At 43.7% G+C, this 24,671-nt stretch carries 21 protein-coding genes; 15 read left to right on the top strand and 6 right to left on the bottom strand.

Translation table 11 applies throughout. From position 1 onward, the window contains the following. Window positions 1-35: 35 nt before the first annotated feature. From PGH26_RS15285 to ptsP, 7 genes are all read left to right on the top strand, one after another. On the top strand, window positions 36-578 hold the full coding sequence (locus tag PGH26_RS15285) for a PTS sugar transporter subunit IIA (RefSeq protein WP_323691867.1): 543 nt from the start codon (window positions 36-38) through the stop codon (window positions 576-578). 204 nt (window positions 579-782) lie between these two features. After that, window positions 783-2,690 (top strand): N-acetylglucosamine-specific PTS transporter subunit IIBC, encoded by a 1,908-nt coding sequence (gene nagE, locus PGH26_RS15280; RefSeq protein ID WP_323691866.1) that lies wholly within the window; start codon window positions 783-785, stop codon window positions 2,688-2,690. Window positions 2,691-2,759: 69 nt separating this feature from the next. Beyond that, on the top strand, window positions 2,760-3,923 hold the full coding sequence (gene nagA, locus PGH26_RS15275; protein ID WP_323691865.1) for an N-acetylglucosamine-6-phosphate deacetylase: 1,164 nt from the start codon (window positions 2,760-2,762) through the stop codon (window positions 3,921-3,923). A gap of 33 nt (window positions 3,924-3,956) precedes the next feature. Continuing rightward, window positions 3,957-4,679, top strand: a complete 723-nt coding sequence (locus PGH26_RS15270; RefSeq protein WP_323693542.1) for a GntR family transcriptional regulator — start codon at window positions 3,957-3,959, stop codon at window positions 4,677-4,679. A 5-nt stretch (window positions 4,680-4,684) separates the two neighbouring features. Continuing rightward, the gene (locus PGH26_RS15265; RefSeq protein WP_323691864.1) at window positions 4,685-5,407 is read left to right on the top strand and encodes an SIS domain-containing protein; all 723 of its coding nucleotides are present in this window, start codon (window positions 4,685-4,687) and stop codon (window positions 5,405-5,407) included. 20 nt (window positions 5,408-5,427) lie between these two features. Further along, window positions 5,428-5,694, top strand: coding sequence for a phosphocarrier protein HPr (locus PGH26_RS15260; RefSeq protein WP_323691863.1), 267 nt, complete (start codon window positions 5,428-5,430; stop codon window positions 5,692-5,694). After that, on the top strand, window positions 5,691-7,400 hold the full coding sequence (ptsP, locus tag PGH26_RS15255; protein WP_323691862.1) for a phosphoenolpyruvate--protein phosphotransferase: 1,710 nt from the start codon (window positions 5,691-5,693) through the stop codon (window positions 7,398-7,400). The genes PGH26_RS15260 and ptsP overlap by 4 nt, the downstream gene beginning before the upstream one ends. A 39-nt stretch (window positions 7,401-7,439) precedes the next feature. On the opposite strand, the gene PGH26_RS15250 is transcribed toward ptsP, so the two are convergent. Beyond that, on the bottom strand, window positions 7,440-7,994 hold the full coding sequence (locus PGH26_RS15250) for a YusW family protein (protein WP_323691861.1): 555 nt from the start codon (window positions 7,992-7,994) through the stop codon (window positions 7,440-7,442). 130 nt (window positions 7,995-8,124) lie between these two features. Between PGH26_RS15250 and PGH26_RS15245 the strand changes: the two genes are divergently transcribed. Beyond that, window positions 8,125-9,501, top strand: a complete 1,377-nt coding sequence (locus tag PGH26_RS15245) for an FAD-binding oxidoreductase (RefSeq protein ID WP_323691860.1) — start codon at window positions 8,125-8,127, stop codon at window positions 9,499-9,501. Between the two features lie 340 nt (window positions 9,502-9,841). On the opposite strand, the gene PGH26_RS15240 is transcribed toward PGH26_RS15245, so the two are convergent. Next, on the bottom strand, window positions 9,842-10,756 hold the full coding sequence (locus tag PGH26_RS15240; protein ID WP_323691859.1) for a LysR family transcriptional regulator: 915 nt from the start codon (window positions 10,754-10,756) through the stop codon (window positions 9,842-9,844). 110 nt (window positions 10,757-10,866) lie between these two features. Between PGH26_RS15240 and PGH26_RS15235 the strand changes: the two genes are divergently transcribed. After that, window positions 10,867-11,895 carry a YeiH family protein gene (locus PGH26_RS15235; protein ID WP_323691858.1) on the top strand — a complete coding sequence of 343 codons (1,029 nt, stop codon included), beginning with the start codon at window positions 10,867-10,869 and terminating at the stop codon, window positions 11,893-11,895. Between the two features lie 161 nt (window positions 11,896-12,056). Here PGH26_RS15235 and PGH26_RS15230 read toward each other — a convergent pair whose 3' ends face one another. Next, the gene (locus PGH26_RS15230) at window positions 12,057-13,730 is read right to left on the bottom strand and encodes an ABC1 kinase family protein (protein ID WP_323691857.1); all 1,674 of its coding nucleotides are present in this window, start codon (window positions 13,728-13,730) and stop codon (window positions 12,057-12,059) included. A gap of 182 nt (window positions 13,731-13,912) precedes the next feature. Between PGH26_RS15230 and PGH26_RS15225 the strand changes: the two genes are divergently transcribed. Both PGH26_RS15225 and PGH26_RS15220 read left to right on the top strand, forming a co-directional pair. Then, the gene (locus PGH26_RS15225; RefSeq protein ID WP_323691856.1) at window positions 13,913-14,530 is read left to right on the top strand and encodes a TetR/AcrR family transcriptional regulator; all 618 of its coding nucleotides are present in this window, start codon (window positions 13,913-13,915) and stop codon (window positions 14,528-14,530) included. Then, window positions 14,530-15,714, top strand: coding sequence for an MFS transporter (locus PGH26_RS15220; protein ID WP_323691855.1), 1,185 nt, complete (start codon window positions 14,530-14,532; stop codon window positions 15,712-15,714). Before PGH26_RS15225 ends, PGH26_RS15220 begins: the two co-directional genes overlap by 1 nt. 49 nt (window positions 15,715-15,763) lie before the next feature. Here the strand turns inward: PGH26_RS15220 and PGH26_RS15215 are convergent, their stop codons facing one another. Beyond that, complete coding sequence (locus PGH26_RS15215) at window positions 15,764-16,396, bottom strand: CBS domain-containing protein (protein WP_323691854.1); 633 nt, start codon at window positions 16,394-16,396, stop codon at window positions 15,764-15,766. Between the two features lie 273 nt (window positions 16,397-16,669). Here PGH26_RS15215 and PGH26_RS15210 point away from each other — a divergent pair, with 273 nt between their 5' ends. Then, window positions 16,670-17,608: a magnesium transporter CorA family protein gene (locus tag PGH26_RS15210; RefSeq protein ID WP_323691853.1), complete on the top strand. Its 939-nt coding sequence runs from the start codon at window positions 16,670-16,672 to the stop codon at window positions 17,606-17,608. A gap of 19 nt (window positions 17,609-17,627) precedes the next feature. Then, a complete protein-coding gene (locus tag PGH26_RS15205; RefSeq protein ID WP_323691852.1) occupies window positions 17,628-18,233 on the top strand; it encodes a class I SAM-dependent methyltransferase in 606 nt (201 codons plus the stop codon). Window positions 18,234-18,264: 31 nt separating this feature from the next. Here PGH26_RS15205 and PGH26_RS15200 read toward each other — a convergent pair whose 3' ends face one another. Continuing rightward, entirely contained in the window at window positions 18,265-20,685 is a 2,421-nt protein-coding gene (locus PGH26_RS15200) for an EAL domain-containing protein (protein WP_323691851.1), read from the bottom strand. 354 nt (window positions 20,686-21,039) lie between these two features. Here PGH26_RS15200 and scpC point away from each other — a divergent pair, with 354 nt between their 5' ends. Both scpC and PGH26_RS15190 read left to right on the top strand, forming a co-directional pair. Then, entirely contained in the window at window positions 21,040-22,560 is a 1,521-nt protein-coding gene (gene scpC, locus PGH26_RS15195; protein WP_323691850.1) for a succinyl-CoA:acetate CoA-transferase ScpC, read from the top strand. Next, entirely contained in the window at window positions 22,557-23,174 is a 618-nt protein-coding gene (locus tag PGH26_RS15190) for an NAD(P)-dependent oxidoreductase (RefSeq protein WP_323691849.1), read from the top strand. Before scpC ends, PGH26_RS15190 begins: the two co-directional genes overlap by 4 nt. A 59-nt stretch (window positions 23,175-23,233) precedes the next feature. On the opposite strand, the gene mgtE is transcribed toward PGH26_RS15190, so the two are convergent. Continuing rightward, window positions 23,234-24,616 carry a magnesium transporter gene (gene mgtE / locus PGH26_RS15185; RefSeq protein WP_323691848.1) on the bottom strand — a complete coding sequence of 461 codons (1,383 nt, stop codon included), beginning with the start codon at window positions 24,614-24,616 and terminating at the stop codon, window positions 23,234-23,236. Window positions 24,617-24,671 lie beyond the last annotated feature (55 nt).

Genomic DNA, 24,671 nt, shown 5'->3' with positions numbered 1-24,671 from the left:
AATACACATGAACAGGATAGAAGGAGAGTGGAAGAATGGCTAATTTCTTTAAAAAGATGGCCCAGTCGTTAAAAGGAGAAAGCCCGGCTGAAGAGAAGCAGACATCTGCAGAAAAAGGAATTGGAGAAGAACGTTTCGCAATGCCGATTGAGGGGACTGTTCTTCCTTTATCCGAAGTGCCGGATCCCGTATTCGCGCAGGAAATGATGGGCCCGGGGTTTGCGATTGACCCGTCAGGAGATACAATTTGCTCACCTGTCGACGGTAAGGTCGTCAGCGTATTCCCGACGAAACATGCAATTGGACTGGAATCTGAAACAGGTGTTGAAATTCTGATTCACGTCGGATTGGATACGGTGAAATTGAACGGGGAAGGTTTCGATTTACTGGTTGAGAACGAGCAGGCAATTCGCCGCGGAGATGCGCTGTTGAAAATTGACGTTGAATACATCAAAGCAAATGCACCGTCCGCAATCACACCCGTCATTTTTACAAACACTGAAAAAGAGAAAATCCATTTGCTGAAAGAAGGTCAGCTGACGAAAGGGACTACTGGCCTCGTTCGTGTTGATGCATAAGTCTATTTAATAGGTTGAAACACTAATTAGAGCGGTTGCAGATCTCTCTGCAATCGCTTTTTTATGCATAATCGCAAACTTTTCAACATAAATTCATAAAAACGCTTACATTCCTTCTCGTTTTCTGGTTTAATTGGTATAGACAACTAGACCGGTATAGCGGTATAGTGAATAGTAAGATAACTAAAAAGGAGTGAGAAGAAGATGATGAACTTTATTCAGCGCATCGGTAAATCACTAATGTTTCCGATTGCGACCTTGCCGGCAGCTGCATTGCTTTTGCGACTCGGGCAGCCAGATCTGCTGAACGTTCCTCTAATCGCGGCAGCGGGAGATGGAATTATTGGTAACTTGGCTTTAATCTTTGCCATTGGTATTGCAATGGGATTTGCGCATGACAATAGTGGCGGTGCGGCATTAGCCGGAGCTGTCGGTTTCTTAGTACTGACTAGTGCTTTAAAAGCAGTCGATGAATCCATTAATATGGGTGTATTCGGCGGTATCATTTCCGGTATTGTAGCCGGCGTTCTTTATAATCGCTTTTATAATATTAAATTACCGGATTTCTTAGCATTCTTTGGAGGACGAAGATTCGTCCCTATCGTTACAGCAGCTGCAATGACTGTACTTGCGGGTGTACTCTTCTTTGCATGGCCGCCAATTCAACACGTTATCGACAGCATCGGTAACTGGGTACTCGGTGCAGGAACACTTGGAGTAGGCGCGTACGGATTCTTGAACCGTCTATTGATCCCTACAGGTCTTCACCACGTTATTAACACAGTGGTTTGGTTCGACTTTGGTACATTCACGGATGCAAGCGGTGAAGTAGTTAAAGGGGAAATCAACCGTTTCCTTAAGGGAGATCCAACAGCAGGACCATTCTTGTCTGGTTTCTTCCCGATTATGATGTTCGGTCTGCCTGCAGCGTGTCTCGCAATGTATGCGGCAGCTAAAAAGGAAAAGAAAGCAATTGTCGGCGGTATGTTATTCAGTATCGCATTCACTTCATTCCTTACTGGTATTACAGAGCCAATCGAATTTGCGTTCATGTTCCTTTCACCAGTTCTATATGTAGTTCACGCATTGTTAACAGGTGCTTCGATGATCGTATCGTATATGTTTGACGTCCATCACGGATTTGGATTCTCAGCAGGTGCGATTGACTATGTCCTCAACTATGGATTGGCGCAAAATCCATTGACCTTGTTAGTGATAGGTCTCGTATTCGGTGTCATCTACTTTGTAGTCTTCTACTTCCTTATTGTGAAGCTCGACTTGAAAACACCGGGTCGTGAAGATGACGAAGATATGGTAGAAGATACTGCTGTCTACAGCGACGATATCGTTGAAGTTAAGGCGTATCATACGATTGAAGCGCTTGGAGGTCTTGATAATATTCAAGCCATTGACTACTGTACAACTCGTTTACGTCTAACTGTTAAAAATTCTGATGTTGTCGATGAAAAAGAATTGAAGCGTTATGGCGCAATGGGTTACATGAAAATTAGTAAAACAAACGTTCAAGTTGTCATCGGAACAGCTGTTGAATTCTTAGCTGAAGCGATGAAACGACGTATGAAGAACGGTAATCCAGCTCCGAAAACAGAAGAGTCTATGGAACTGGATACACAGCCGCACAGTGTGAAAGCATTACCTGAATCTGATTTCCATATGCCAATCGACGGAGACATCATTGAGCTTTCAGAAGTTCCAGATGAAGTGTTTGCGAAGGAAATGATGGGGCCTGGTTTCGGAATCATGCCGAAAGGGAAAACGATTCATTCACCAATTGACGGTAAAGTCGTGAGTGTCTTCCCGACAAATCATGCAATCGGTCTTGAAACAGACACTGGCGTAGAAGTTCTCATTCACGTAGGTCTGGATACAGTGAAGTTGAACGGTAAAGGATTTGAATTGCTTGTAGAAAACGGTCAGCTCATTCAGCGGGGCGATGCGTTGTTGAACATTGACTTAGACTACATCAAAGCAAATGCTCCGTCCGTTGTAACACCGGTCATTTTCACAAACGTAGAAAAAGCCAACCTGCACATCTTGAAAAAAGGGTTCCAACGTAAAGGAACAGATTCAATTGTTAAAGTTGATGAATAATAAATGATTACGCCGGCGGGAGAGACGACAGTCACTCTTCCGGCGTATTTTCTTAAGGAGCGGACAGCAATGGCACACACAATTTTACTGACAAACGGAACCGTTGTAACACCAGAAGGAATTCTTGAAAAAGGTGAAGTGTTCATAGAAGATGGGATGATCCAAGAAGTCGGGACTTCCATAAAGCGCCAAGCCAATCAACAAATAGATGCCCAAGGCGGATATGTATTGCCTGGGTTCATCGATATGCACATTCACGGAGCATCTGGAGCGGATGTGATGGATGCGACGGAAGAGGCGTTACAAACAATGGCCGATGTCCTTCCTAAAGAAGGAACAACATCATTTTTAGCAACTTCGATGACACAAGCTCCTGGGGCGATTGAAGCGGCATTAAAAAATGCAGCGGCCTTCACAACGAAACCTGGACAAGCACAGATGCTGGGCGTTCACCTTGAAGGGCCATTCGTATCGCCAAAGCGTGCAGGCGCACAACCGATTGAATACATTTGCCCTCCTGATGCAGAACAGTTTGATGCTTGGCAGAAGGCAGCAGAAGGCAAAATCCGCATGGTTACACTCGCACCGGAAGAAGAAAACGGAATGTCGTTCATCCGAAAGCTGGCAGCTGAAGGCATTGTTGCGTCCATGGGTCATACGAATGCGACAATTGCTCAAATGGAAGAAGCTGCAGAAGCAGGAGCTGTACAGGCTACGCATCTATATAACCAGATGTCTCCCTTCCATCACCGCGAGCCAGGTGCGATTGGCGGGGCTCTTCTTGTAGATGAATTATGTGCAGAAGTAATCGCAGACTTCATCCACAGTCATCCAAAAGCAGTTGAACTCGCTTACCGGGTCAAGGGGGCGGATAGACTTATCCTCATTACGGATGCAATGCGTGCGAAAGGACTTGAACCGGGTGAATATGATCTGGGAGGACAGCCTGTTCACGTAACTGAAACGGATGCCCGCCTTTCAGATGGTACTCTTGCGGGAAGTATCCTCACAATGGAACATGCGGTCAAAAATGTCGTCCGTACATTAGGAATCAGCCCGCTTGACGTTGCGAAAGTTTCTTCAGGGAACGCAGCCCGCCAGCTGGGGCTTGCGAAAAAAGGCAGTCTGATTGCTGGGAATGATGCAGATATCGTCATTCTCGATAAAGAGTGGACGGTTATGCATACGATTTGTGGCGGTGTAATCGGGTATGAACATAATGGGAAGTCGTAACGTGTGCAACGGAAGCGATTGGCGGTGGCACTCATGCTAGATAAGCAATCCGCCATCCCGATTTACGTTCAAATTGAAGATTTTTTAAAAGAGCAAATCGCTCAAGGCGTGTATCCTGTAAAATCTTTAATTCCATCTGAGCGGGAATTGACGGACATGTTCGGTGTGAGTCGCATGACTGTTCGTCAGTCACTTACGAACTTAGTCAAGGACGGACTTCTTTATCGTGAAAAAGGCCGCGGTACGTTTGTGGCGGAAGAGAAGATGGAACAACCGCTTAATGGGTTAACGAGCTTTACTGAAGACATGAAAGAGCGGGGATTGGTGCCTGGGACGAAACTGATCAGCTTTAGTAAAATCCATCCGGAACCGCAGATTGCTGCCCGACTCGGAATCTCTCCAGATGAACTTGTTTATAAGGTGGTCCGTATCCGCTATGCGGATGACACGCCAATGGCGATTGAACGATCTTATTTACCTGTGGAATTGTTTCCAACGCTCACTGAAGAAGCATTGCAAGGTTCTTTGTATGCATTCATAGAAAAACAGGAAAAGCTGGTGATCGGGCAGGCAACACAGCGGATGGAGGCAGCTCTTGCTAAAACTGAGGATGCAGGTTATTTGCAAATCGCACTTCCTGCAGCAGTTGTCCTTATTGAAAGAGTGAGTGCCCTTATGGACGGTCGCATCTTTGAAGTCGTCCGGAGCACATATCGGGCAGATCGATATAAATTCATTAGTGAAATCGGAAGGTGAATGCCATGAATTCATATATCAGCGAGATCACAACTCTCTTAACAGAAGCAGGTCATGAAGCAAAAGAAACAGTGGAACGGGCAGCCGGGCAGCTCGCTGATCGAATAACGCGAGGCGGCATCATCCATCTTTTCGGATCAGGCCATTCTCAATTGCTGGCGCAGGAAGGCTTTTTCCGTGCGGGAAGTCTGGCGTGTGTACAGCCCATTTCTATTGGGCCGCTAATGTTGCACGAAGGAGCGCTGCTTTCATCTAAAAACGAAAAAGATCCTGACTTCAGCAAAACCTTTTTAACAAGCCTTGATATACGGCCGGAAGATGCCGTAATCATTATTTCAAATTCAGGACGTAACCCGGTTCCGATTGATATGGCGGAATATGCAAATGCACAAGGCGCATATACGGTTTCCATCCAGTCTTTATTGTATACTGAAAGAGAACATCCTTCTCGTCATTCTTCAGGCAAGCGACTGGAATCGGCCGTGTCCGCTGTGCTGGATACAAAAGTCCCTCCAGGCGATGGAATCATGGACATGGAAGGAATTCAATGCGGTCCGGCATCCTCAGTGATCGGAAATGCATTGCTGCACGCCTTGTTCTGCGAGGTTGTCGTACGAATGAGTGAGAATGGAATGGAACCGCCTGTATTCAAAAGCGGTAATCTAGAAGGCAACGAACAACACAATGATGCTCTTGTCGCCAACTACAGCGATCGCATCCAGTTTTGACTAAAAGGAGAGATTTAGTTATGGAAAAGAAAACATTCACAATCACAAGCAGCGAAGGGTTGCACGCACGTCCGTGTTCAATGCTCGTATCCGCAGTAACGCCTTTCAAATCAGACGTAACCATTACGTATAAAGAACGAACTGCTAACTTGAAATCCATCATGGGTGTTATGGGCATGGGGATTGAATCCGGTGCGCAAGTTGAAATTGCAGCAGACGGCGCTGACGAGTCAGAGGCGATCGCAAAAGTGGAAGACATTATGAAATCAGAAAGTATCGGCGAGTGAAACAAACCATTACAGGCATCGGTGTATCCGACGGCATAGCGATCGCCAAAGCGTACCGTTTGGAAACGCCAGACCTAACAGTCGAAAAACGAACTGTCGAGCAGCCGGAACTGGAAATTGTCCGATTTGAATCAGCGAAAGCTGAAGCGGCGGTCGAACTTGAAGCGATTCGAGCAAAAGCAGCCGAAAACTTCGGAGAAGACAAAGCAGCGATTTTCAGCGCGCATTTACTCGTGTTAAATGATCCTGAGCTTGAGAGCAGCGTTAAAGGCAGTATTGAACAGGGCGTCAATGCAGAATTCGCCTTGCAGCAGGCTGCAGATACGTTCACGGCAATGTTCGAGGCGATGGATAACGAATATATGAGAGAACGTGCTGCAGACGTTCGTGACGTAACGAAACGTCTTCTAGCAAAATTATTAGGCGTTCATGTTTCAGATCCTTCTACAATTAATGAAGAAGTGATTATTATTGCAGATGATTTAACCCCTTCTGCAACAGCCCAGCTGAATAAGCAATTCGTCAAAGGATTTGTCACAGACATTGGAGGGCGCACTTCGCACTCTGCAATTCTAGGCAGAATGCTGGAGATTCCAGCAGTAGTCGGAACGAAGACTGCTATGGCTTCGATTGAACAGGGGACTCCTCTGATTGTTGACGGAACAGACGGAACGGTAGTACTGGAGCCGACTGATGAAGAAACGCAGGCTTATGAAACGAAGAAGACGTCGTTCGAGTCAGACAAGGAATTGTTGAAGCGTTTTGTTTCTGAGGCTACGGTTACAAGGGACGGGCATCATGTTGAAGTGGGCGCGAATATTGCGTCGACGGATGACCTGCCATTAGCAGATAAAAATGGTGCAGAAGGTGTCGGCCTGTTCCGTACAGAGTTCCTTTACATGGGTAAAAGTGATTTCCCTACGGAAGAAGAGCAGTACGATGCTTATAAAACCGTTCTCACTTCAATGGGAGAACGTCCAACAGTTGTCCGCACACTCGATATCGGCGGGGACAAAGAGCTAAGCTATTTCAGCACGCCTGAAGAGATGAACCCGTTCCTTGGCGAGCGTGCCATTCGTCTTTGTTTCGAGCACCCTGAAATGTTCCGTACCCAGTTACGTGCATTGCTGCGCGCAAGTGTGCACGGAAACTTGAAGATCATGTTCCCGATGATTGCAACATTGGAAGAATTCCGTCGTGCCAAGGGCATGTTGCTGGAAGAACAAGAGAAGTTGCAAGCTGAAGGTATTAAAGTCAGTGATACGTATGAAGTTGGGATGATGCTTGAAATCCCGGCAGCAGCGGTCATTGCAGACTTATTTGCAAAAGAAGTTGATTTCTTCTCAATCGGTACGAACGATTTAATCCAATATACGATGGCAGCTGATCGTATGAACGAAACCGTTTCCTATTTATATCAGCCGAATCATCCGTCTATTTTGCGTCTGATACACAATGTGATTCAAGCTGCTCATAAAGAAGGAAAATGGGTAGGCATGTGCGGTGAGGTAGCAGGAGATCCGCTATCCATCCCTGTGCTGCTTGGCATGGGACTTGATGAGTTCTCAATGAGCCCATCCAGCATTTTGAAAGCACGAGCTCAGTTTGCAGACCTATCTAAAGCGGAGTGGGAAGGCTATATCCCAGAAATTCTGCAGATGGAAACGTCTGAAAAGATTATCGAGTTCGTAAAAACGCATAGCTGAAAATAGAAAAGCGGAACCGATTAACGGTTCCGCTTTTACTTATTTCTTGTCTTCAAACTCGATTTTTTGACCATCCGGCATCGTGATTTCAATACCAAATTTCATGTAGTCATCTTTCAATCCAAACGCGTCTAATGTTTGTTGAATCGCTTGTTCTTTTGATGTGGTTTCTGTAATGTCCAGTTTCTCTAGGTTAGGATAGATTTCATCAAAAGCTGCACGGCCTTTTAAATCCGTATTGGATAATTCGTCCTCAACAGTCGCTTCCACCTTGCCGTTGTCTTGTTCGATTTCAATTTCATATTCCTTGTCTTTTCCATAATCGACTTCCAGCTCAAATTCATCGTAGGTCAGCTTATCCATTTTTTCTTTCATGTAATCCTGATCGCTGTCAGAGTCCATTGAGCCATTCGTGCTCGTGGAATCGCTTGAATTGGCATTTGTGTTAGTGTCTGCAGAATCATCTGTAACGGTACCAGGTTCCGCAGTTGTGCCTGTTGTGTCTTTGTCTGTGCTGGTATCATTGCTGCCGCATGCGCCTAACAGCAGGGCTGTCGCAAGAACGCTTCCAGCTATAGATGCTGATTTTCTCAAGATGAAGACCTCCTATTGTTTTTCTTAGTGTTTCTTATAGTGTTCCCCGCAAATCGAATACCAAACGGGTTTAGAATGAGTTATAATTGTAAGAATTGTTAATAGACTAAGTTGGAAAGGGATTGATCGGATGAATGCTTCAATTGACCAGCTTTATGTCCAGCTGACTGGATTTTTAGACCAAGAACAAGTGACGCAAAACGAAACAGTACGTGACCTACATAGCAAGGATGAATCTTATCATACGCCAAGCCTGCCCGATCTTGTAGTATATCCCCGATCGACAGACGAGGTTAGCCGAATTGTAAAGGCGGCGGGGAGTCTAAATGTACCCGTGATTCCCTTCGGAGTCGGTTCGAGTCTGGAAGGACACGTTATTCCATATGATCATGGGATAACGATTGACTTCACTGAGATGAATCAAATCATCGAAGTGAATCCGTCCGATATGCTGGTGACTGTACAGCCCGGAGTGACACGTTCCGTCTTAAACAAAGAGCTAAAAAAGCATGGATTATTCTTCTCTGTAGATCCTGGAGCTGACGCCACTCTCGGAGGCATGGCTGCAACCAATGCAAGTGGTACAACATCCGTAAAATACGGCGTTATGCGTGATCAGGTACGTGACTTAGAGGTGGTGTTAGCAGACGGGACTGTGATTCACACGGGGAATAAAGCAGCTAAATCGTCATCAGGCTATCATCTGAATGGATTATTTGTCGGGTCAGAAGGGACGCTGGGATGTTTTACGGAACTGACACTTCGTGTGTTCGGAATACCGGAAGTGACCACTGCAGCCCGCGCAACCTTCACGTCCATCACGAATGCCATTGAAGCGGTGCCGGCAATTTTGCAGGCGGGCATTCCCATTGCGCGCGTGGAACTGGTCGATACCGAATCCATCCGACAAGTGAATGCGTACAGCGAGACGGACTATGCGGAACTGCCAACGCTGTTTTTAGAGTTTCATGGCAACGAAGCCGGTCTTGCACAGGACGTTGCGTTCACAGAAGAAATCGTCACTGATTTCGGATGCAAAGAAATCTTGTTCGAAACAGAAACTGCTAGCCGCAATCGTTTGTGGGAAGCACGCCACAATGCCGCATACGCCTATACGCATGGATTCCCCGGTAAACAGATGATGCTGACGGATGTCTGTGTTCCGATTTCCAAACTGGCAGAAGCTGTTGTCTTTGCACGTGAGGAACTTGACCGTACAGGACTCGAAGGAGGAATCGTTGGACACGTTGGAGATGGTAATTTCCACGTGCTGCTGATGATTGATCATGAAAATGAAGAAGAACTCAAAACCGCGGACGAATACAACGAAACGATTGTCCGTCGGGCACTCGCATGTGGCGGAACTTGTACCGGCGAGCATGGAGTCGGTGTAGGTAAACAGAAATACCAGCGCGATGAGCACGGGGAAGCATATGACGTCATGTTGAAAATCAAGCACGTACTGGATCCTGACAATGTATTGAATCCAGGGAAGTTAATCAAGTGATGGAAAGTGGAAAGGGCTTTTGCAAAGCCCTTTTTTACTTGGAATGAAACAGTATGACGCTCACGCGTTTGGCAGTATGCTCATAAATCTCGATAGGTGATCATAAAACTCGAAATGTGATCATAAACAAGGGGATCCGCTCATAAACACAGCAAAGTGATCATAACCAGAAAAAAACGCTCATAAACTATAAATCGCGCTCATAAAACTCAATTTGCGCTCATAAGTCCACCTTACTGCCTTAGAATACCCATCTAAAACCATAGAAACCCTTCTATTAGCTAATTCCTAACGAGTCAACAAGCGAAGCACTTCCAATTAGTCACTTAACGCATTGAAATCATATCCCATTACTCTTCCGAAACAACGTCAATTCCCGATTATTGAGCAGCAGCTCCAAAAAGACTTTTAGCGCCTTTGTCTGGTACTGCGAACTGGTTACAATTGAAAATTGGCGGATAAAAGGTAAGCCTTCTACGGGTAATTGGACTAAATCACCATAACGAATTTCCTTTTGAACTGCCCACTTGGACAACAGACTAATTCCTAACCCTGCTTCTACGGCTTCTTTGATGGGCTGAGTACTGCTGAATTGCATAGATCGAACAGGAGAAATCGAATAACGGTCAAAGACAGCTTCCACAGCTTCTCTAGTACCTGAGCCCTCTTCGCGGATGATCCATGTTTGTTCTGCTAACCTCTGCCAATTAATCGCTCCTTCTTTTAACGTGAGCGGATGTTTTGCTGACGCTATAAGTATCATCTGATCCTCTGCAAATGCTTGGGCGGTCAATTGCCGGTTTTCCTTAAATCGCCCTTCTACAATGCCAACATCTAGTTGCCGGCTCATAATGAGATCTGCAATTTCCGCAGTATTGCCAATCCGTACGTCAGGCTTAATGAGGGGATAGATCTCCAGTAAACGAGCCAAGATATGAGGAAGTACATATTCACCAAATGTGTAACTGGCACCGATCGACAGCTGTCCGCTGGCCTCGTGGGATAAGTCGTTCACTAAGTGATGCATGCGTCCATATAACCCGACAATTTCTTTCGCATGGTGGTAAACAATCTCTCCAGCCTTAGTCAGCCGTACATATTTGTTGGTTCTTTCAAGCAGGCGTACATCCATCGTCTCTTCCAAGGATCGGATATACTGACTTACCGCGGGCTGTGTCATGTGCAGTTCTTCAGCCGCTCGCGAAAAGTTTTTCTTTTCAGCGACGGTCACAAAGACGTTTAAGCTTTGATCCATTTGCTGTCCCCACCATTCTCATATATGCATTTACTTATGGTAGCTATTATATATTGTTATTTTCCTTATGAAAACTCGGAGCGTATACTTAATGACAGGAGGTGTTCCACATGAATGCATCATCACAAGCACCCTCTCCTAAGAAGCTGTCAAAATCGACTGCTTGGATCGGCGGGGTTGCATTTACATTTTTCATTGCACTTTTAGGATATTTACTCGCGAAGTTACCGGGATTTGATCATATTGGACAAATGGCTTCTGCGATCATCATCGCTGTTGTATTTCGGCAATTTTTTGGTTATCCAGAAGCAATCCGTTCTGGGATTCAATTTTCGTCCAAACGATTATTGAGAACGGCTATAATTTTGTACGGTATTAAACTGAACATCGACACCGTACTCAGTGACGGACTCGGATTGCTAGCCCGTGACGTTGGCGTTATCATTTTTGCCATCTTCATGACACTATGGCTTGCTAAAATGTTTAAGGCAGATAAAAATATTTCACTACTACTCGGCGTTGGAACTGGAGTTTGTGGGGCGGCTGCGATTGCGGCGATCGCACCCATCGTAAAATCAAAAGACGAAGATACAGCAATTGGTGTAGGAATCATTGCATTGATGGGTACAGTCTTTGCTGTCGGATATACTGTGTTACGTCCTTTCTTACCGCTCGATGCCATCCACTACGGTATGTGGTCAGGAATCAGCTTGCATGAAGTTGCACACGTTGCGCTGGCAGGAGCACCTGCAGGTGAAGATGGTCTTGCCATCGCATTGCTTGCTAAGCTTGGCCGTGTGTTCTTGCTCGTTCCGCTTTGCTTTATTTTCATTGCAATTATGAAACGTAAAAGTAAAGGGACAGAAGAATCAGATGCGAAAATCGAATTCCCTTGGTTCTTGGTCGGTTTTATCATCTTAAGTGTACTGGGAAGTTACGTTTTTGGACCAATCATTCCTGTTCCGGATGGTGTGTATGACGTTATTGCCGTTGTAACATCTTGGTTCCTTACAGCCGCTATGGTTGGATTGGGGTTGAATGTAAGCTTGCGTGATTTGCGCTCACGGGCACTTCGTCCGCTTGCAGCAATGACAGTCACATCGATATTACTGTCCGTCATCGCATACTTCATCGTTTAATTGAATGCTTATCTAATAAAAACCACGTAAAGAGGAATTCCCCCTTTTACGTGGTTTTTTTATAAATTAATCAATAGTATTTTGGTTTAAAGAAGTCGGCAAATCGAGTGCTTGCCAGAGCATCCAGAATAGCAGCCAGATCTAATTAGCTAGACCAGCCGTTACATTCTTCCGGATCTGAAAATCGAAAACAGAAGAAATACAAACATCAAAAATGCAACAATCGCACCAATTTCTATGACAGGCAGATTCAGCAGCATATTATTTTCTCCAGCGATTGCAGATCCGATAATCAGTCCTGTCATGAGAATGCTGAAAGCAAGAAGAATGACACTGAAAGCGAGCCGATTGCTAATGATATCCATTCTTCTGAGTATGAAACTGGTTTGCCTCAAGTTAATGTCCAGTTTCAGTTTTCCTTTTTTCGCGGCTGTACTGATATCTTTAAAATCACGCGGGATATTTGCTAGAATTTCTGCGTTTTCACTGACACTTTCCCAAGCATTTTTAAGAAGGGAAGAGGGACTGTAATATTCTTTAATGAGTTTCTTGCCGAAAGGTTCCACGCCGTCCATGATGCTCATTGCTGGGTCTAATTTCGATATGAGTCCCTCCAGCGTTAAAATGGTTTTTCCTAGTACTGTGATTTCATTTGGAATTTTTATTTGATGGCGATAGGCAACGCCGAACAAATCCATGAAGATTTCTCCCAGGCTCATGTTTTGCAAAGGAACGTCATAGTATTTAGTTTTGAGCATGCCTAAATCTTTTTGGAGACTTTTGATATTGGTTTCATCCGATAAAATCCCCATTGAATCCATCACTTTTATAATTCCTTTTGTGCTGCCGCGTTCCAATTCCATAATAAGTTTGGCGAATTGAAGTTTGAGATCATCATCCATAACTCCAATCATTCCAAAATCGATAAATGAAATTACATTGCCGGGCATTATGTATATATTTCCCGGATGGGGATCTCCGTGGAAAAAACCATGATCCAGTACTTGGCTAAACATTGAATTTACAATTCTTCGCGCAAGTAATTTACGATCGTATCCTCGTTCATCGAGAGTATTAATATCATTAGACTTAATTCCTTCGATCATCTCCATCGTCAGCACTTTCTTAGATGTCAGATCCCAATGGATTTCTGGAATGTATACAGAAGAGTCTTTTTTTGCTTGGCGGGCAATGCGTTCGGCATTTCTGCCTTCATTTTCGTAATCGAGTTCACTAAGCAGCGAATCCGCAAACTCATTAATAATAGAGCGGACACCGTATAACTTACCCCAGTCTGTGTTGTTTTCAATTAGTGACGCTATTTCTTTCAGGATGGACAAATCTGTGTCCACTGTTTGCCGGATATCGGGTCGTTGAACTTTTACAGCAACTTTCTCACCAGTATATAAAAAAGCTTCATGTACTTGGCCGATGGATGCGGTTGCCAATGGTTTGTCATTGAATGATTCAAACAGGTCATTCAATGGTTTGCCAAGCTCTTTTTCTATAATCTGCTGAACTTCCTCAAACGAAAAAGGCTCTGCATGGTCTTGAAGCTTTTCCAGTTCACGTATGATTTCAGCAGGCACTAAATCACGTCGAGTACTTGCAATCTGACCTAACTTTATGAATGTCGGACCGAGTTCTTGCAAAGTCCGATTCAATTTTTGTCCAATGTGCTGAAGGTTCATATCCATTGGTTCGTTTTTCATTGTTGCAGCGGCCCTGCGTTCTGTAATGCCCAGTCTAAACAGTACATGGCTGAAGCCGTTTTTTAAAAACGTATTTACAATCTCTTGGAATCGATATGTCCTCCTGATGGAAATCTTAATCACTCCAACACCTCCATTCAACCTCTTAAAGTACCCTGCAATCCTCTCTGTTAAACGCTTTTTCCAAGGAAGCTCACATGGAAATTATAAGAATCCCCTTGACGCCAAGTTTTCTAAAACATATACTGTTCAACATTGACTTGTCAGTCAGTCAACCAATAAGAAAGAGATGGTGAATACGCTAAATGAGCCCTAGAAATAAGGAGCAATTTAAGGAAATTCGCGATCAGCGTCAGCAGGAATTGAGACGCTCCGCAATTCAGATGTTCAGTCAAAAAGGTTTTGCGTCTGCAAAAATCAGTGACATCACTTCAAATGCCCAACTTAGCCATGGGCTTTTCTATCACTACTTTGCTTCAAAAGAAGAGTTGTATATAGAGGTAATCCGGGATATTCTATATGACTTCATTGACTTGGTAGAACAAGCAGCTGAATTCGAAATGACAGCACTTGGGAAAATGGAGTGGCTGACAGAAGCGACACATTCCGGTTCTATCAAAGAAGGAGTTTATCGGCATATTCTAGTATTGCAAGCTTTGTATTCAGATCATTTGAATGAGCTCGCTAAACGGGAAATTGTTGCACTGTACAAAGAAGCTGTAGATGGGATTGGCAGCATTATTAAAACAGGGCAGCAAGAAGGGCTATTCGTAGAAGGGGATCCTGAAGAACTGGCAACCTATCACTTGTCATTAGCCCACGGTTTACTCTTATGGAATGCGCGGACAGAAAAACCTGTACAGCTGTCTACAGATAAAGTATTAAGACAGCTGAAAAAAACAGAGAATGGAGGAACCTGTTAATGAACAAAAGAATGTTAGCACCAACGATTATTTCGATTGCAATGGCAACTGTAATGGCAGGTGCCGCAATCTCACCAGCGGTCGGATTAATCGCTTCAAACTTCCCAGATGCAGATCCAATTCTTATTAAGCTGATTTTAACAGCACCTTCGTTAATTATTATTCCTTTTTCATTTGTATCCAGTTACTTAACGACCAAAATTTCTAAGCGGGCAATTGTCATGATCGGTTTGACTATATATATCATTAGCGGTGTAGGAGCTCAATTTACAAACACAATTGAGACGTTACTCGCTTTCCGATTTGTACTTGGTGCTGGAGTCGGACTCGTCATGCCGCTATCCATTTCACTTATAAGTGATCACTTTGTAGGCAGAGAACAAGTGAAGATGATGGGGTATAGTTCTGCATTCAGTAATCTCGGGGGAATTGTCACAATGACGCTTGCAGGATTCCTGGCAACGTTTGGCTGGAAGGTTCCTTTTAATGTCTATTGGATGGGAGCAATTATCTTCCTGTTGGTTTACTTCTTTTTACCGAAAAATGAACCTATCAAGCCTCACGGAACAGGTCCTAAAAAGAAACTGCCTCTTTCTGTGTATGGATATGCACTTGCTTCAGGAAGTATTATGCTCGTCTATTATGGAATAGCGACCAATATGGCATTATTCCTGGAACAAGGAAAACTTGGGGGCTCTAGTGTCGCGGGAGCTGTTATATCATTTACGACGATTGGCGGAATGATTACGAGTTTAACTCTCGCACAGCTTCAGGACGCGTTAAAGAAATATCTTATTCCTGTAAGTCTATTGTTTATGGGTTTGGCGTTCGGAAGTCTTGCATTAACATCATCTATTCCCGTGATTCTGGCAGCTGTTTGTTTCGTTGGTCTCGGGCAAGGGATCATGTTCCCGCTTATCAATGTGAAAGCACTCAGCCTAGTCAATCCATTGAACAGTGATCGGGTAATCGCAGTCGTATCCAGCTGTATTTACATAGGCCAATTCAGTTCGCCGCTCGTACTGGATTCAATTGCCCGCTCCATGGGCCATCCGACAATCCGTTTCCAGTATTTCTTTATTGGTTCGGCGCTAGTACTAAGTGTGGTCATTATAGCGATTGTATCGATAATATTGAAATCAAAAAATGGACCTTTACTTAAAGCAGAAGATCCAGCAGCGTAATGAGAAAAAAACGGACACGACCCTATTTGGGCCGTGTCCGTTTCTTTCATTAAATTTGTTTTTCGAGACGTTCCATCTGAAGGATACGGAAGCCTGCTTTCTCAAGTTTCGCACGAAGTGTTTCGATTTCATCTTCTGACTTTTCACCTTCAAGTGTCAGCACAACACGTCTTACGAGAACAGAACCGTTATCAAGTGTCAGCATACCTTCAATGTTTTCACCGCGCAGTGTGCGCGCCAGCTTTTCAATCATCCCGCGTGCTTCTGTAGAGGAGATTGTTAGATTCAACCCGCCTGTGTTAACGCCAAACGCATCTTGGAACACACCTTCAATTTTGTTGTGTGTCAGAATACCGACGAGTTTTCCATGATCGGTTACTGAGATGAAAGGCAGTGCTTTGATTTTTAAGAGCGCATCCAAGAAGGATGAAGTCTCCTCAATGGAATCTTCTTGGTGCTTCACAATCATATCCAGCGTCGCATCAGCGTCGCCATTCTGTTCGTACAAATATTCAATGAGGTGGATTTTGTAAATCATACCTTTGTAATTGTCATTTGCATCCACGACAGGGACGGAGCGAAAGCCGCTTTTCCTGATTTTATCGAGTGCTTCGGTTACGGTATCTTGATCATTAACTGTCGTTACATAATTTCTTGAAACAAGTAAGTCACGTACGCGCATTCATAATCCCTCCAGTTGTTTTCAATCATTTCTAAATGTTTTGTAAATACCATTATAAGTGAAACAGAAAGCATTGAGCAAGGTATTTTCAGTCGCGCTGTTCACCTTCTATTGTATAACACTGATATGGAAAAGTCTTGCTGACAGCTAAGTTGTCACACGATATCTATTTCTTCCCGTTTTCTTTGGAAGTAAATCCTCTTTGCTAAGTTTGCTTCAATAGAAAGAACAGGTAAACTATAGGTAAGACCCGTATGAAAGAGAGGAATCCGTGTGTATTTTTCTTTTAAGCATAACAATTGGGAGTGGATTGAAGTTGAGCAGCAAACCGACTTGAAAGCAGAACTTTCCCATCAATCCCATATGAGCAGCAAGTGGCTGGAAACTCTTGAAAAGAACAAGCAGGACGTCATCGGCAACTCAACGGCTGTTTCAGGTGAAGAAGCACTTTGGGGAAGACTAACGTACGAACAAAGCATGCGCAGTAAAGATGAAAATAAAACGTTCTCATTTTTCTTAACGAAAGATACACTGTTAACGTCACAGTTGAATCAGAATCTTTTTCCAGAGGAAGCGCGTAAGGAGATGGAACAAAAACTGGATGTATCGGAAAATGCAGTTCAAGCGTTTATCGTACTTCTGAATGCCGTTTTGCATAAGTTCCTCGAACAGATTGATCAGTTCGAATATCGATTACGAGAGCTGATTTGGGGAATCAAAGACAATAATAACTTGGATTTGCTGGAACGCATTGCACAGAGCAGACATGAATTAATCATTTGGAATAACTTAGTCATTCCGCTAGTGGAAACTCATATGACGATAGAAGAAACTTTTGAAGATGAACAACTTGGGACAATTGAACATGAAAGGTTATGTATCAGATTAAAACGTATCCGGATGCTAATAAGCGAGTACAGTAAAGAAGTGGAAGCGCTAACGGACATGGAAACGCTCGTGTCTAATCAGCGGGGGAATGAAATTATAAAGACGCTTACCGTGATAACGACAATCTTTACACCTGCAGCAGTATTTGGGGCGATCTGGGGTATGAACTTTAAGTCGATTCCAGAGTTTGAGTGGGCACATGGATATGCCTTTGCTCTTACCGTCATTCTGTCTTCCACGTTCGGTCTTTACTTCTACTTAAAAAAGAAGGGCTGGATGGGAGAAATTCTGAAAACCAAATCGAAACAGTCTATGTTTAAGTGAATGAGAGAGGGGCAGAACAATGACTGATCAAGAAACAGACAAGCTCCTTCACATACGAACGGAAGGAACTATTGAAATTTTACAAAGTTCAGCTCACTATAACCGGTATGAAGCAACGCCCTACAGTGTGCTGGATGCATTATTTGACATCTATCCGTTGCGTTCAACTGACCATCTTGTCGATTTTGGATGCGGAAAAGGGCGTGTGCCAATCTATAGCGTATACCGTTTTGGGAATTTCGTTACAGGAATCGATTTGAATGGTCGATTGCTGCAAGAAGCATTTATTAACCTGGCGGACTTTCGAGCTTCACGGAAACGTTTTCGCGGCTCAATTGAATTTGAACAAACAACAGCAGAAACGTACGAGATTCAAGCTGAACAAAATGTGTTCTACTTTTTCAACCCATTCTCTGTGGAGATTTTTAAAACAGTCATTGGGAACGTATTAGATTCTGTTGAGCGTGATAAGCGTCCAGTAGACATCATCCTTTATTATCCGACGACGGCGTTCGTATACTATCTTGAAGAACAGACTCCGTTTGAACGAATTGAAGAACTGCCAATCCCTGCGTTATCAATCGACAATGACGATGAACGTATTTTAATCTATCGATATGAATAATGAAAGCCAGCCCACACAGTGAGCTGGCTTTTTAAACAGGTATTGTTTGCAGAAGTTTCTCGACTTCTAGCTTGGGCAATGGGCGCGAGTAAAGAAATCCTTGAACTTCATCACAGCGCAGCGTGCTTAAGAAAATGGCTTGTTCCTCTGTTTCGACGCCCTCAGCAATGACATCGATGCTCAGATTCTTTGCAAGCTCAATAATCGTTTTAATAATCGCGGTATTGCTGCTGCTTAGATCCTGCAAGAAAATCTGATCAATTTTTAAATGAGTGATTGGGAATTTGCTTAAGTAACTTAATGAAGAATAGCCTGTTCCGAAATCATCGATACTGACGTGAATACCTTCATCGTGAAGCCGCTGCAAAATCTTTTGCGAATACTGCACGTCTGTCGTCATACTCTCAGTGATTTCAATGTTTAAATAAGCAGGATCCAATCCTGTTCTTTGCAAAACACCAAGCACATCAGCTATGAAAGTAGGCTGTTTGAATTGACGAATTGAAACGTTCACACTCATGCGGATTGTCAGCAAGCCTTGTTCTTGCCATTGTTTTGCTTGTTTGCACGCAGTTTCTAAGACCCATAATCCGATTGGCAGAATCAGTCCGCTTTCCTCCGCAATGGGTATGAATTGTCCTGGCGATATCAATCCTTTTTTGGAATGATTCCATCTCGCCAGCGCTTCAACGCCTGTCATGCGGCCAGTCTTCATGTCATATTGAGGCTGGTAATGCAGCTCTATTTCATCACGGCTGATTGCTTGCCGTAAATCCATCTCCAGCAACGTCTTTTCAATCATGTCGTTGTTCAATTCCTGTGTGAAGAAACGATGCGTGCTCTTGCCTTGGTCCTTAGCAAGAAATAACGCTGTGTCTGCGTTGCGCATGAGCGTATCGTAGTCTTCACCATCTGTTGGGAAGCGACTGATGCCGATGCTTGGAGTGATGTAAACTTCAATCGATTTAAATATAAAAGAATTTGAAATTTCTTCAATAATCCGCAGAGAAATGTCGTTCACTTTCTCCTTATCCGTCTCACGAAGCATAATGACAAATTCATCACCAGCAAGACGGCAGGCTAAATCATTTGGTCCAAGACAAAGTGTGAGCCGTTCTGCAACGGCTTTCAATACTTCATCACCAATATAGTGACCCAGGGAATCATTAATATTCTTAAATCGATCCAAATCCAAATACATAATTGAAAAGTCGTTTTCAGCTCGATTGATGTTTTCGATAACTTCAGACTTAAATAATCTTCGATTCGGGAGTCCTGTTAACGCATCATAGAAAGCCATATGCTCAACTAGTTTTTCAGCGGTTTTACGCTCTGTTATTTCGACGCAGGTCCCCACAACTTCAATAACAGTTCCATTGTCACTTACGGGAGACAAATAAATGATAAATGAATGATCCAAGTAATCGAGCTCAAATTGGCAAGGTTCACCGTTGAGCGCCGCGTATGCGTAAGGACGAAGCTGTTTGAGTTCCGTATTGCTAAAGGGGTTAGAATTCCCCCTAGTATTTAACAGTTTGCTCGTGAGCCCTAATTTTTCACAAATCTGACCTTCTAATAATGTAATAAGAATTCGTCCGTTTTCATCTGCTTCGTATTTAAAAATCGCATTTTGCAAGTTCTTCACAGTCGTCCGGAAATCATTTTTTAACGCGGCTTCAAGCGCTTGTTCCGCTTCAATCCGGGCAGTAATATCCGTCCGAATTGAGATGTATTCAAAAGGTTGATCGTGTTCATCTAAGAAAGGTACAATTGTTGTGTTCATCCAATAGAAGGATCCATCCTTGGCGCGGTTTTTTACTTCTCCACGCCAAACTCCGCCCTTCTTGATGGTCTTCCACATATTCTCAAAGAACGATTTTGGATGATGCCCGGAATTAATAAGTCGATGTGTCCTGCCAACCAATTCTTCTTCAGCATACATGGACAGTTCACAAAACTTATCATTCACGTACTTGATGACGCCTGCTGCATCTGTAGCTGCAATTACAGAGGCATGATCCAGAGCCGATTCCAAGTTATGCAGTACTTTTAACGTTTGGTTGTATCTTTCAGATGTCAATTGCTCTGCCGTGATATCTAAATCTATAGAAATGTAATGAGTAGTTTTCTGTTCATTGTCCATAACAGGTACAACGGTTGCGCTCACCCAATAGGGCGTTTGGTCTTTCGTTAGTCCCTCAACAATATGTTGTTTGACCAGGTGCTGATTATCTGAATGATTCATTTCATCTATAATTTTTTGCGGGTCATGACTTGGAGCCAGCACTTGATAGGTGTTCCCTACGAGTTCTTCTTCACTAAATTGAGTTAGTTCGCAAAAGCGTTTGTTGACATAAGTTATCGTTCCGTTTGTATCTGCAATAGAGACACAGAACTTTTCGTCCAGCAACCTTGATAAGGAATGTATATTTCTTGCCTCTGTTAACACCATGGTGTCAGAATCCTTTCTGGGATAGGTAATTTAGATATATCAGCATGTTTGATACTATGGTTCATGTCGTGATTTGAAAAAAATGTGAGCATAAGTTCCTAGTTCATATAGGATGATTATAGCACTGTATCTTTAGACCTTCTAGCCTTTTAAAAAGATAATTATTTGCACCATTAGAATATACCAATAGTTCTCGTTTTTTTGACACATTTCAAGACAGGTTGCAGGGAGTTGACGGCGAAGGTATCATATAAGATGAATCGTCTATCAAGAATTATATCGGCGTACATAAATCTATTTACACAGAAAAATCAAAAATCCATACATTACAATTTCATTAAGGAGCTGTCGAAAATGAATGGACAGTTGGACAGAATTAGACGGGAATCATTAAAACAGAAAGTAGTTTCAGCAGAAGAAGCCGCATCTTGGATTAAGGATGGAATGACACTTGGATTAAGTGGATTTACGCGAGCAGGAGATGCTAAAGCAATTCCGGAAGCACTTGTGAAACGAGCACAAAAAGAATCATTCAAAGTAAATGTTTTTACTGGGGCCTCGCTTGGTCATGATATTGATAAACTCTTTACGGAAGCGGGAATTGTGAATAAAAGACTTCCGTTTCAGGCAGATGCGACAATGCGAAAAGGCATTAATAACGGCGAGTTGCTCTTTGTGGATCATCACTTATCGAATACGTCTGAACTGATACGGGGCGGTGTTTTACCTCAGGTAGACATCGCAGTTTTGGAAGCGGTTGCGATTGCGGAAGATGGGTCCATCATCCCTTCAACTTCTATTGGAAATTCGTTGATTTTTGCAGAACACGCAAAATCAATTATCGTAGAAATTAACGTTGCCCATTCAGAGGAATGGGAAGGCGTACATGATATTTATGATCCTGGAGTCCTGGGAGATCGGGAGCCGATTCCGTTGATGCATCCGGACGAACGCATTGGAACCTTTGGAATCCCAGTCGATCCAGACAAGATTGTCGGCATCGTGTTAACGGAGGAATATGATTCGTTTTCAACAATTGACCAGCCAGATGAAGAAACTGAAGTCATGGCAGGACATTTGCTGGAGTTTTTACGATCTGAAATCGCTGCTGGCCGATTAACAAAAGAGCTGGCTCCCTTACAATCAGGAATTGGCTCTCAAGCGAACGCAGTGCTTCATGGGCTGTTGGATTCAGAATTTGAAAATTTGGAAGTCTACTCCGAAGTTCTTCAAGACTCGGTTTTCGAGCTCATTGATGCAGGCAAAGTGAAGTCAGCTTCGTGCACGTCCATTACTGTAACTGAAGAACGAATGGATATATTAAGGAATAACCTTCCTTTTTATAAAAAGAAAATTGTTATGCGGCCACAAGAAATTTCGAATCACCCGGAGCTTATACGCCGTCTCGGTACAATTTCTATAAACACGGCCCTTGAATTTGATATTTATGGAAATGTGAACTCCACCCATGTGACAGGCACAAAAATGATGAATGGAATCGGCGGATCAGGAGACTTCGCTCGTAATGCGCGCTTGGCGATATTTGTTACGAAGTCCCTTGCGAAAAAAGGGGCGATCTCAAGCTGCGTACCGTTCGTTTCACATGTCGATCACACAGAGCATGATGTGGATATATTAGTAACGGAACAAGGCTATGCGGATTTAAGAGGACTTGCTCCAAAAGAGCGTGTTGAACTCATTATCGACCGTTGCGCACATCCTTCTTATCGTGAGGAATTATGTGCCTATTACAATGAAGCAGCGCTTCGCGGCGGCCATACCCCTCACATTTTAGAAAAAGCATTGAGCTGGCACATCCGTTTGTCGGAAACCGGAACTATGAGAGAATCGAAGGAAGAAGTGATGCAATCATGAGAATCTCACTATTCGGCGGTACAGGCCGTGTAGGTTCAATTTTGCTGCAGCAATTGCTGGAGGGGGGCCATCGAGTAACGGCACTAGCCCGCAACCCTGAAAAGTTGCCAGTACACCCAAACCTGACCGTCATTCAAGGTGACGCGAAGGAGGGAGCGGCTATTGCTGCGACCATACTCGGGAGTGAGGCAGTGGTGAGCGCACTTGGTACAGATAAGACAACAACATTAAGTGAAGCAATTCCCCATATGATCGAGGCTATGAAAGATGAATGTATTAAAAGAATCCTGACGATAGGTACAGCAGGTATTTTGCAAAGTCGGAATGAGCCTGAGCATCTTCGTTATGAAGCGGGCGACTCGAATCGTAAATTAACGACAGCAGCCGAAGAGCATCATGCTGCTTTCCGTGCACTTTCCGCTTCGAACTTGGACTGGACGATCGTTTGCCCAACGTATTTGCCGGACGGAGAAATAACGGGCATCTATCGGACGGAAGAAAATTGGCTTCCGGTTGATGGTAAACAAATCTCTACAGGAGATACTGCACACTTTGCAGAACATGAGCTGTTTGCATGCAATCATCTTCAAGCACGTGTAGGACTCTCCTATTAAAAAGTTTCACGAAGAAAACCCCGATTCCCAATAATTATTGAGGAATCGGGGTTTTGACGTTAACTCAGTTGTGACAGGAACATCGTCGCGATGCCGAAGTAAATGAGCAGCGACAATATATCGTTCAGAGTAGTAATTAGCGGTCCGGAAGCAACGGCCGGATCGACATTGAATTTATTGAGAACCAAAGGAATTATTGTACCCGCAATGGTTCCGATAATGAGTGTTGCCAGCAGAGAAACACCTACTACAAATCCAAGTACCATGCTTCCTTGCCAAAAGAATGCGATGATTGCGATTAACAAGCCGCAAGTCACCCCAATAACCAGTCCTACAAAAACTTCGCGCATTACTAATTTAAGTGCTTTCTTCCAAGTCATTTCTTCAGCGGCCAGTCCGCGTACAACAACCGCTAATGACTGAGTCCCTGTATTCCCGGTCATTCCTGCAATCATTGGCATGAAAAATGCAAGAGCAACAACTGCATTCAATGTCTCTTCAAACTTTGAAATAATGCTGCCTGAAACAAGACCTATGAACAATAGTAAAATGAGCCAGGGCAGCCTTCTGCGTGCTGCGACAAAGGGTTTTGTTCTGAAATCTATGGATTTTCCTGAAGCCAGCAGCATTTCAATATCTTCATCTGCCTCCCGAACGATAATATCGAGCACTTGATCACCAGAGATGGTTCCAACCAGAACACGATCATCTGTTGTCACTGGAATCGCTTCAAAATCGTACCGTCCAATTAGTTTAGCAACGTCTTCTTGCTTGGTGAGCGCATCGACGTGAACCGGTTCTGTCCTCATAATGTCAGTAATTTGCTGATCATCATCCGCCAGCAGTAAATCTCTGAACGTAACGACTCCGATTAGCCGCCGGCCTTCATCAATGACATATAAGTAATTGATATAGTGAGCCAGGTTTTCAAAAGTTTTCAGCTTTTGCTCCGCTTCGATGACAGAGAGTTCAGGAGAGACGGGAATGTAACGATCCGTCATGACGCGGCCAGCTGTTTTTGGCGGATAATCCATGATATGCAAAATAGACTGCATTTCTTCCCGGCGCATCTTTGCAATTAAGTCATCCAGTTTACTTTTGGAAAGCCCCGTCAGTAAAAAAGCCAAATCGTTATTTTGCATTTTATGTAAGATTTCAGTGGAGCGGTCCGGACCGATTTTTTCCAGCACGGAAAGTTGTTCGTCTTTGTTTAGGTATCTCAGTAATTCAGTCAGCTCATCGATCGATAACCATGCTAAAAATAAAGACTTTCGTTTTCTTGGAAGCTCTTTATACTGGTCGGCCAGCTCGTGTTTCTCCAGCTCATTTACCATCTCGCAAAACGTTTCTTTTTTCCCTTCGTTCAAAACTCTGATTATCGCTCTTTCCATTTTTGCTTTATCCAACTTCTCTTTTTTCTTCTCTTTGTGCAGCAATGCCATGTCCTCACCTCACGATTGTTCATTCTACTTACCGTTATGCCCTCTCTGGGGCTGT

This window comes from Sporosarcina jeotgali (genome assembly GCF_033304595.1).
Lineage (GTDB): Bacteria > Bacillota > Bacilli > Bacillales_A > Planococcaceae > Sporosarcina > Sporosarcina jeotgali.
Note: the sequence above shows the minus strand (reverse complement) of the source record. Positions and strands in the feature narration are given on the sequence as shown.

What these genes read in the sequence shown, in the direction of transcription:
- PGH26_RS15285 (WP_323691867.1), top strand. Translation starts at nt 36, where the DNA reads ATGGCTAATTTCTTTAAAAAGATGGCCCAGTCGTTAAAAGGAGAAAGC.
- nagE (WP_323691866.1), top strand. Translation starts at nt 783, where the DNA reads ATGATGAACTTTATTCAGCGCATCGGTAAATCACTAATGTTTCCGATT.
- nagA (WP_323691865.1), top strand. Translation starts at nt 2,760, where the DNA reads ATGGCACACACAATTTTACTGACAAACGGAACCGTTGTAACACCAGAA.
- PGH26_RS15270 (WP_323693542.1), top strand. Translation starts at nt 3,957, where the DNA reads ATGCTAGATAAGCAATCCGCCATCCCGATTTACGTTCAAATTGAAGAT.
- PGH26_RS15265 (WP_323691864.1), top strand. Translation starts at nt 4,685, where the DNA reads ATGAATTCATATATCAGCGAGATCACAACTCTCTTAACAGAAGCAGGT.
- PGH26_RS15260 (WP_323691863.1), top strand. Translation starts at nt 5,428, where the DNA reads ATGGAAAAGAAAACATTCACAATCACAAGCAGCGAAGGGTTGCACGCA.
- PGH26_RS15245 (WP_323691860.1), top strand. Translation starts at nt 8,125, where the DNA reads ATGAATGCTTCAATTGACCAGCTTTATGTCCAGCTGACTGGATTTTTA.
- PGH26_RS15240 (WP_323691859.1), bottom strand. Translation starts at nt 10,756, where the DNA reads ATGGATCAAAGCTTAAACGTCTTTGTGACCGTCGCTGAAAAGAAAAAC.
- PGH26_RS15235 (WP_323691858.1), top strand. Translation starts at nt 10,867, where the DNA reads ATGAATGCATCATCACAAGCACCCTCTCCTAAGAAGCTGTCAAAATCG.
- PGH26_RS15225 (WP_323691856.1), top strand. Translation starts at nt 13,913, where the DNA reads ATGAGCCCTAGAAATAAGGAGCAATTTAAGGAAATTCGCGATCAGCGT.
- PGH26_RS15220 (WP_323691855.1), top strand. Translation starts at nt 14,530, where the DNA reads ATGAACAAAAGAATGTTAGCACCAACGATTATTTCGATTGCAATGGCA.
- PGH26_RS15215 (WP_323691854.1), bottom strand. Translation starts at nt 16,396, where the DNA reads ATGCGCGTACGTGACTTACTTGTTTCAAGAAATTATGTAACGACAGTT.
- PGH26_RS15205 (WP_323691852.1), top strand. Translation starts at nt 17,628, where the DNA reads ATGACTGATCAAGAAACAGACAAGCTCCTTCACATACGAACGGAAGGA.
- PGH26_RS15200 (WP_323691851.1), bottom strand. Translation starts at nt 20,685, where the DNA reads ATGGTGTTAACAGAGGCAAGAAATATACATTCCTTATCAAGGTTGCTG.
- scpC (WP_323691850.1), top strand. Translation starts at nt 21,040, where the DNA reads ATGAATGGACAGTTGGACAGAATTAGACGGGAATCATTAAAACAGAAA.
- PGH26_RS15190 (WP_323691849.1), top strand. Translation starts at nt 22,557, where the DNA reads ATGAGAATCTCACTATTCGGCGGTACAGGCCGTGTAGGTTCAATTTTG.
- mgtE (WP_323691848.1), bottom strand. Translation starts at nt 24,616, where the DNA reads ATGGCATTGCTGCACAAAGAGAAGAAAAAAGAGAAGTTGGATAAAGCA.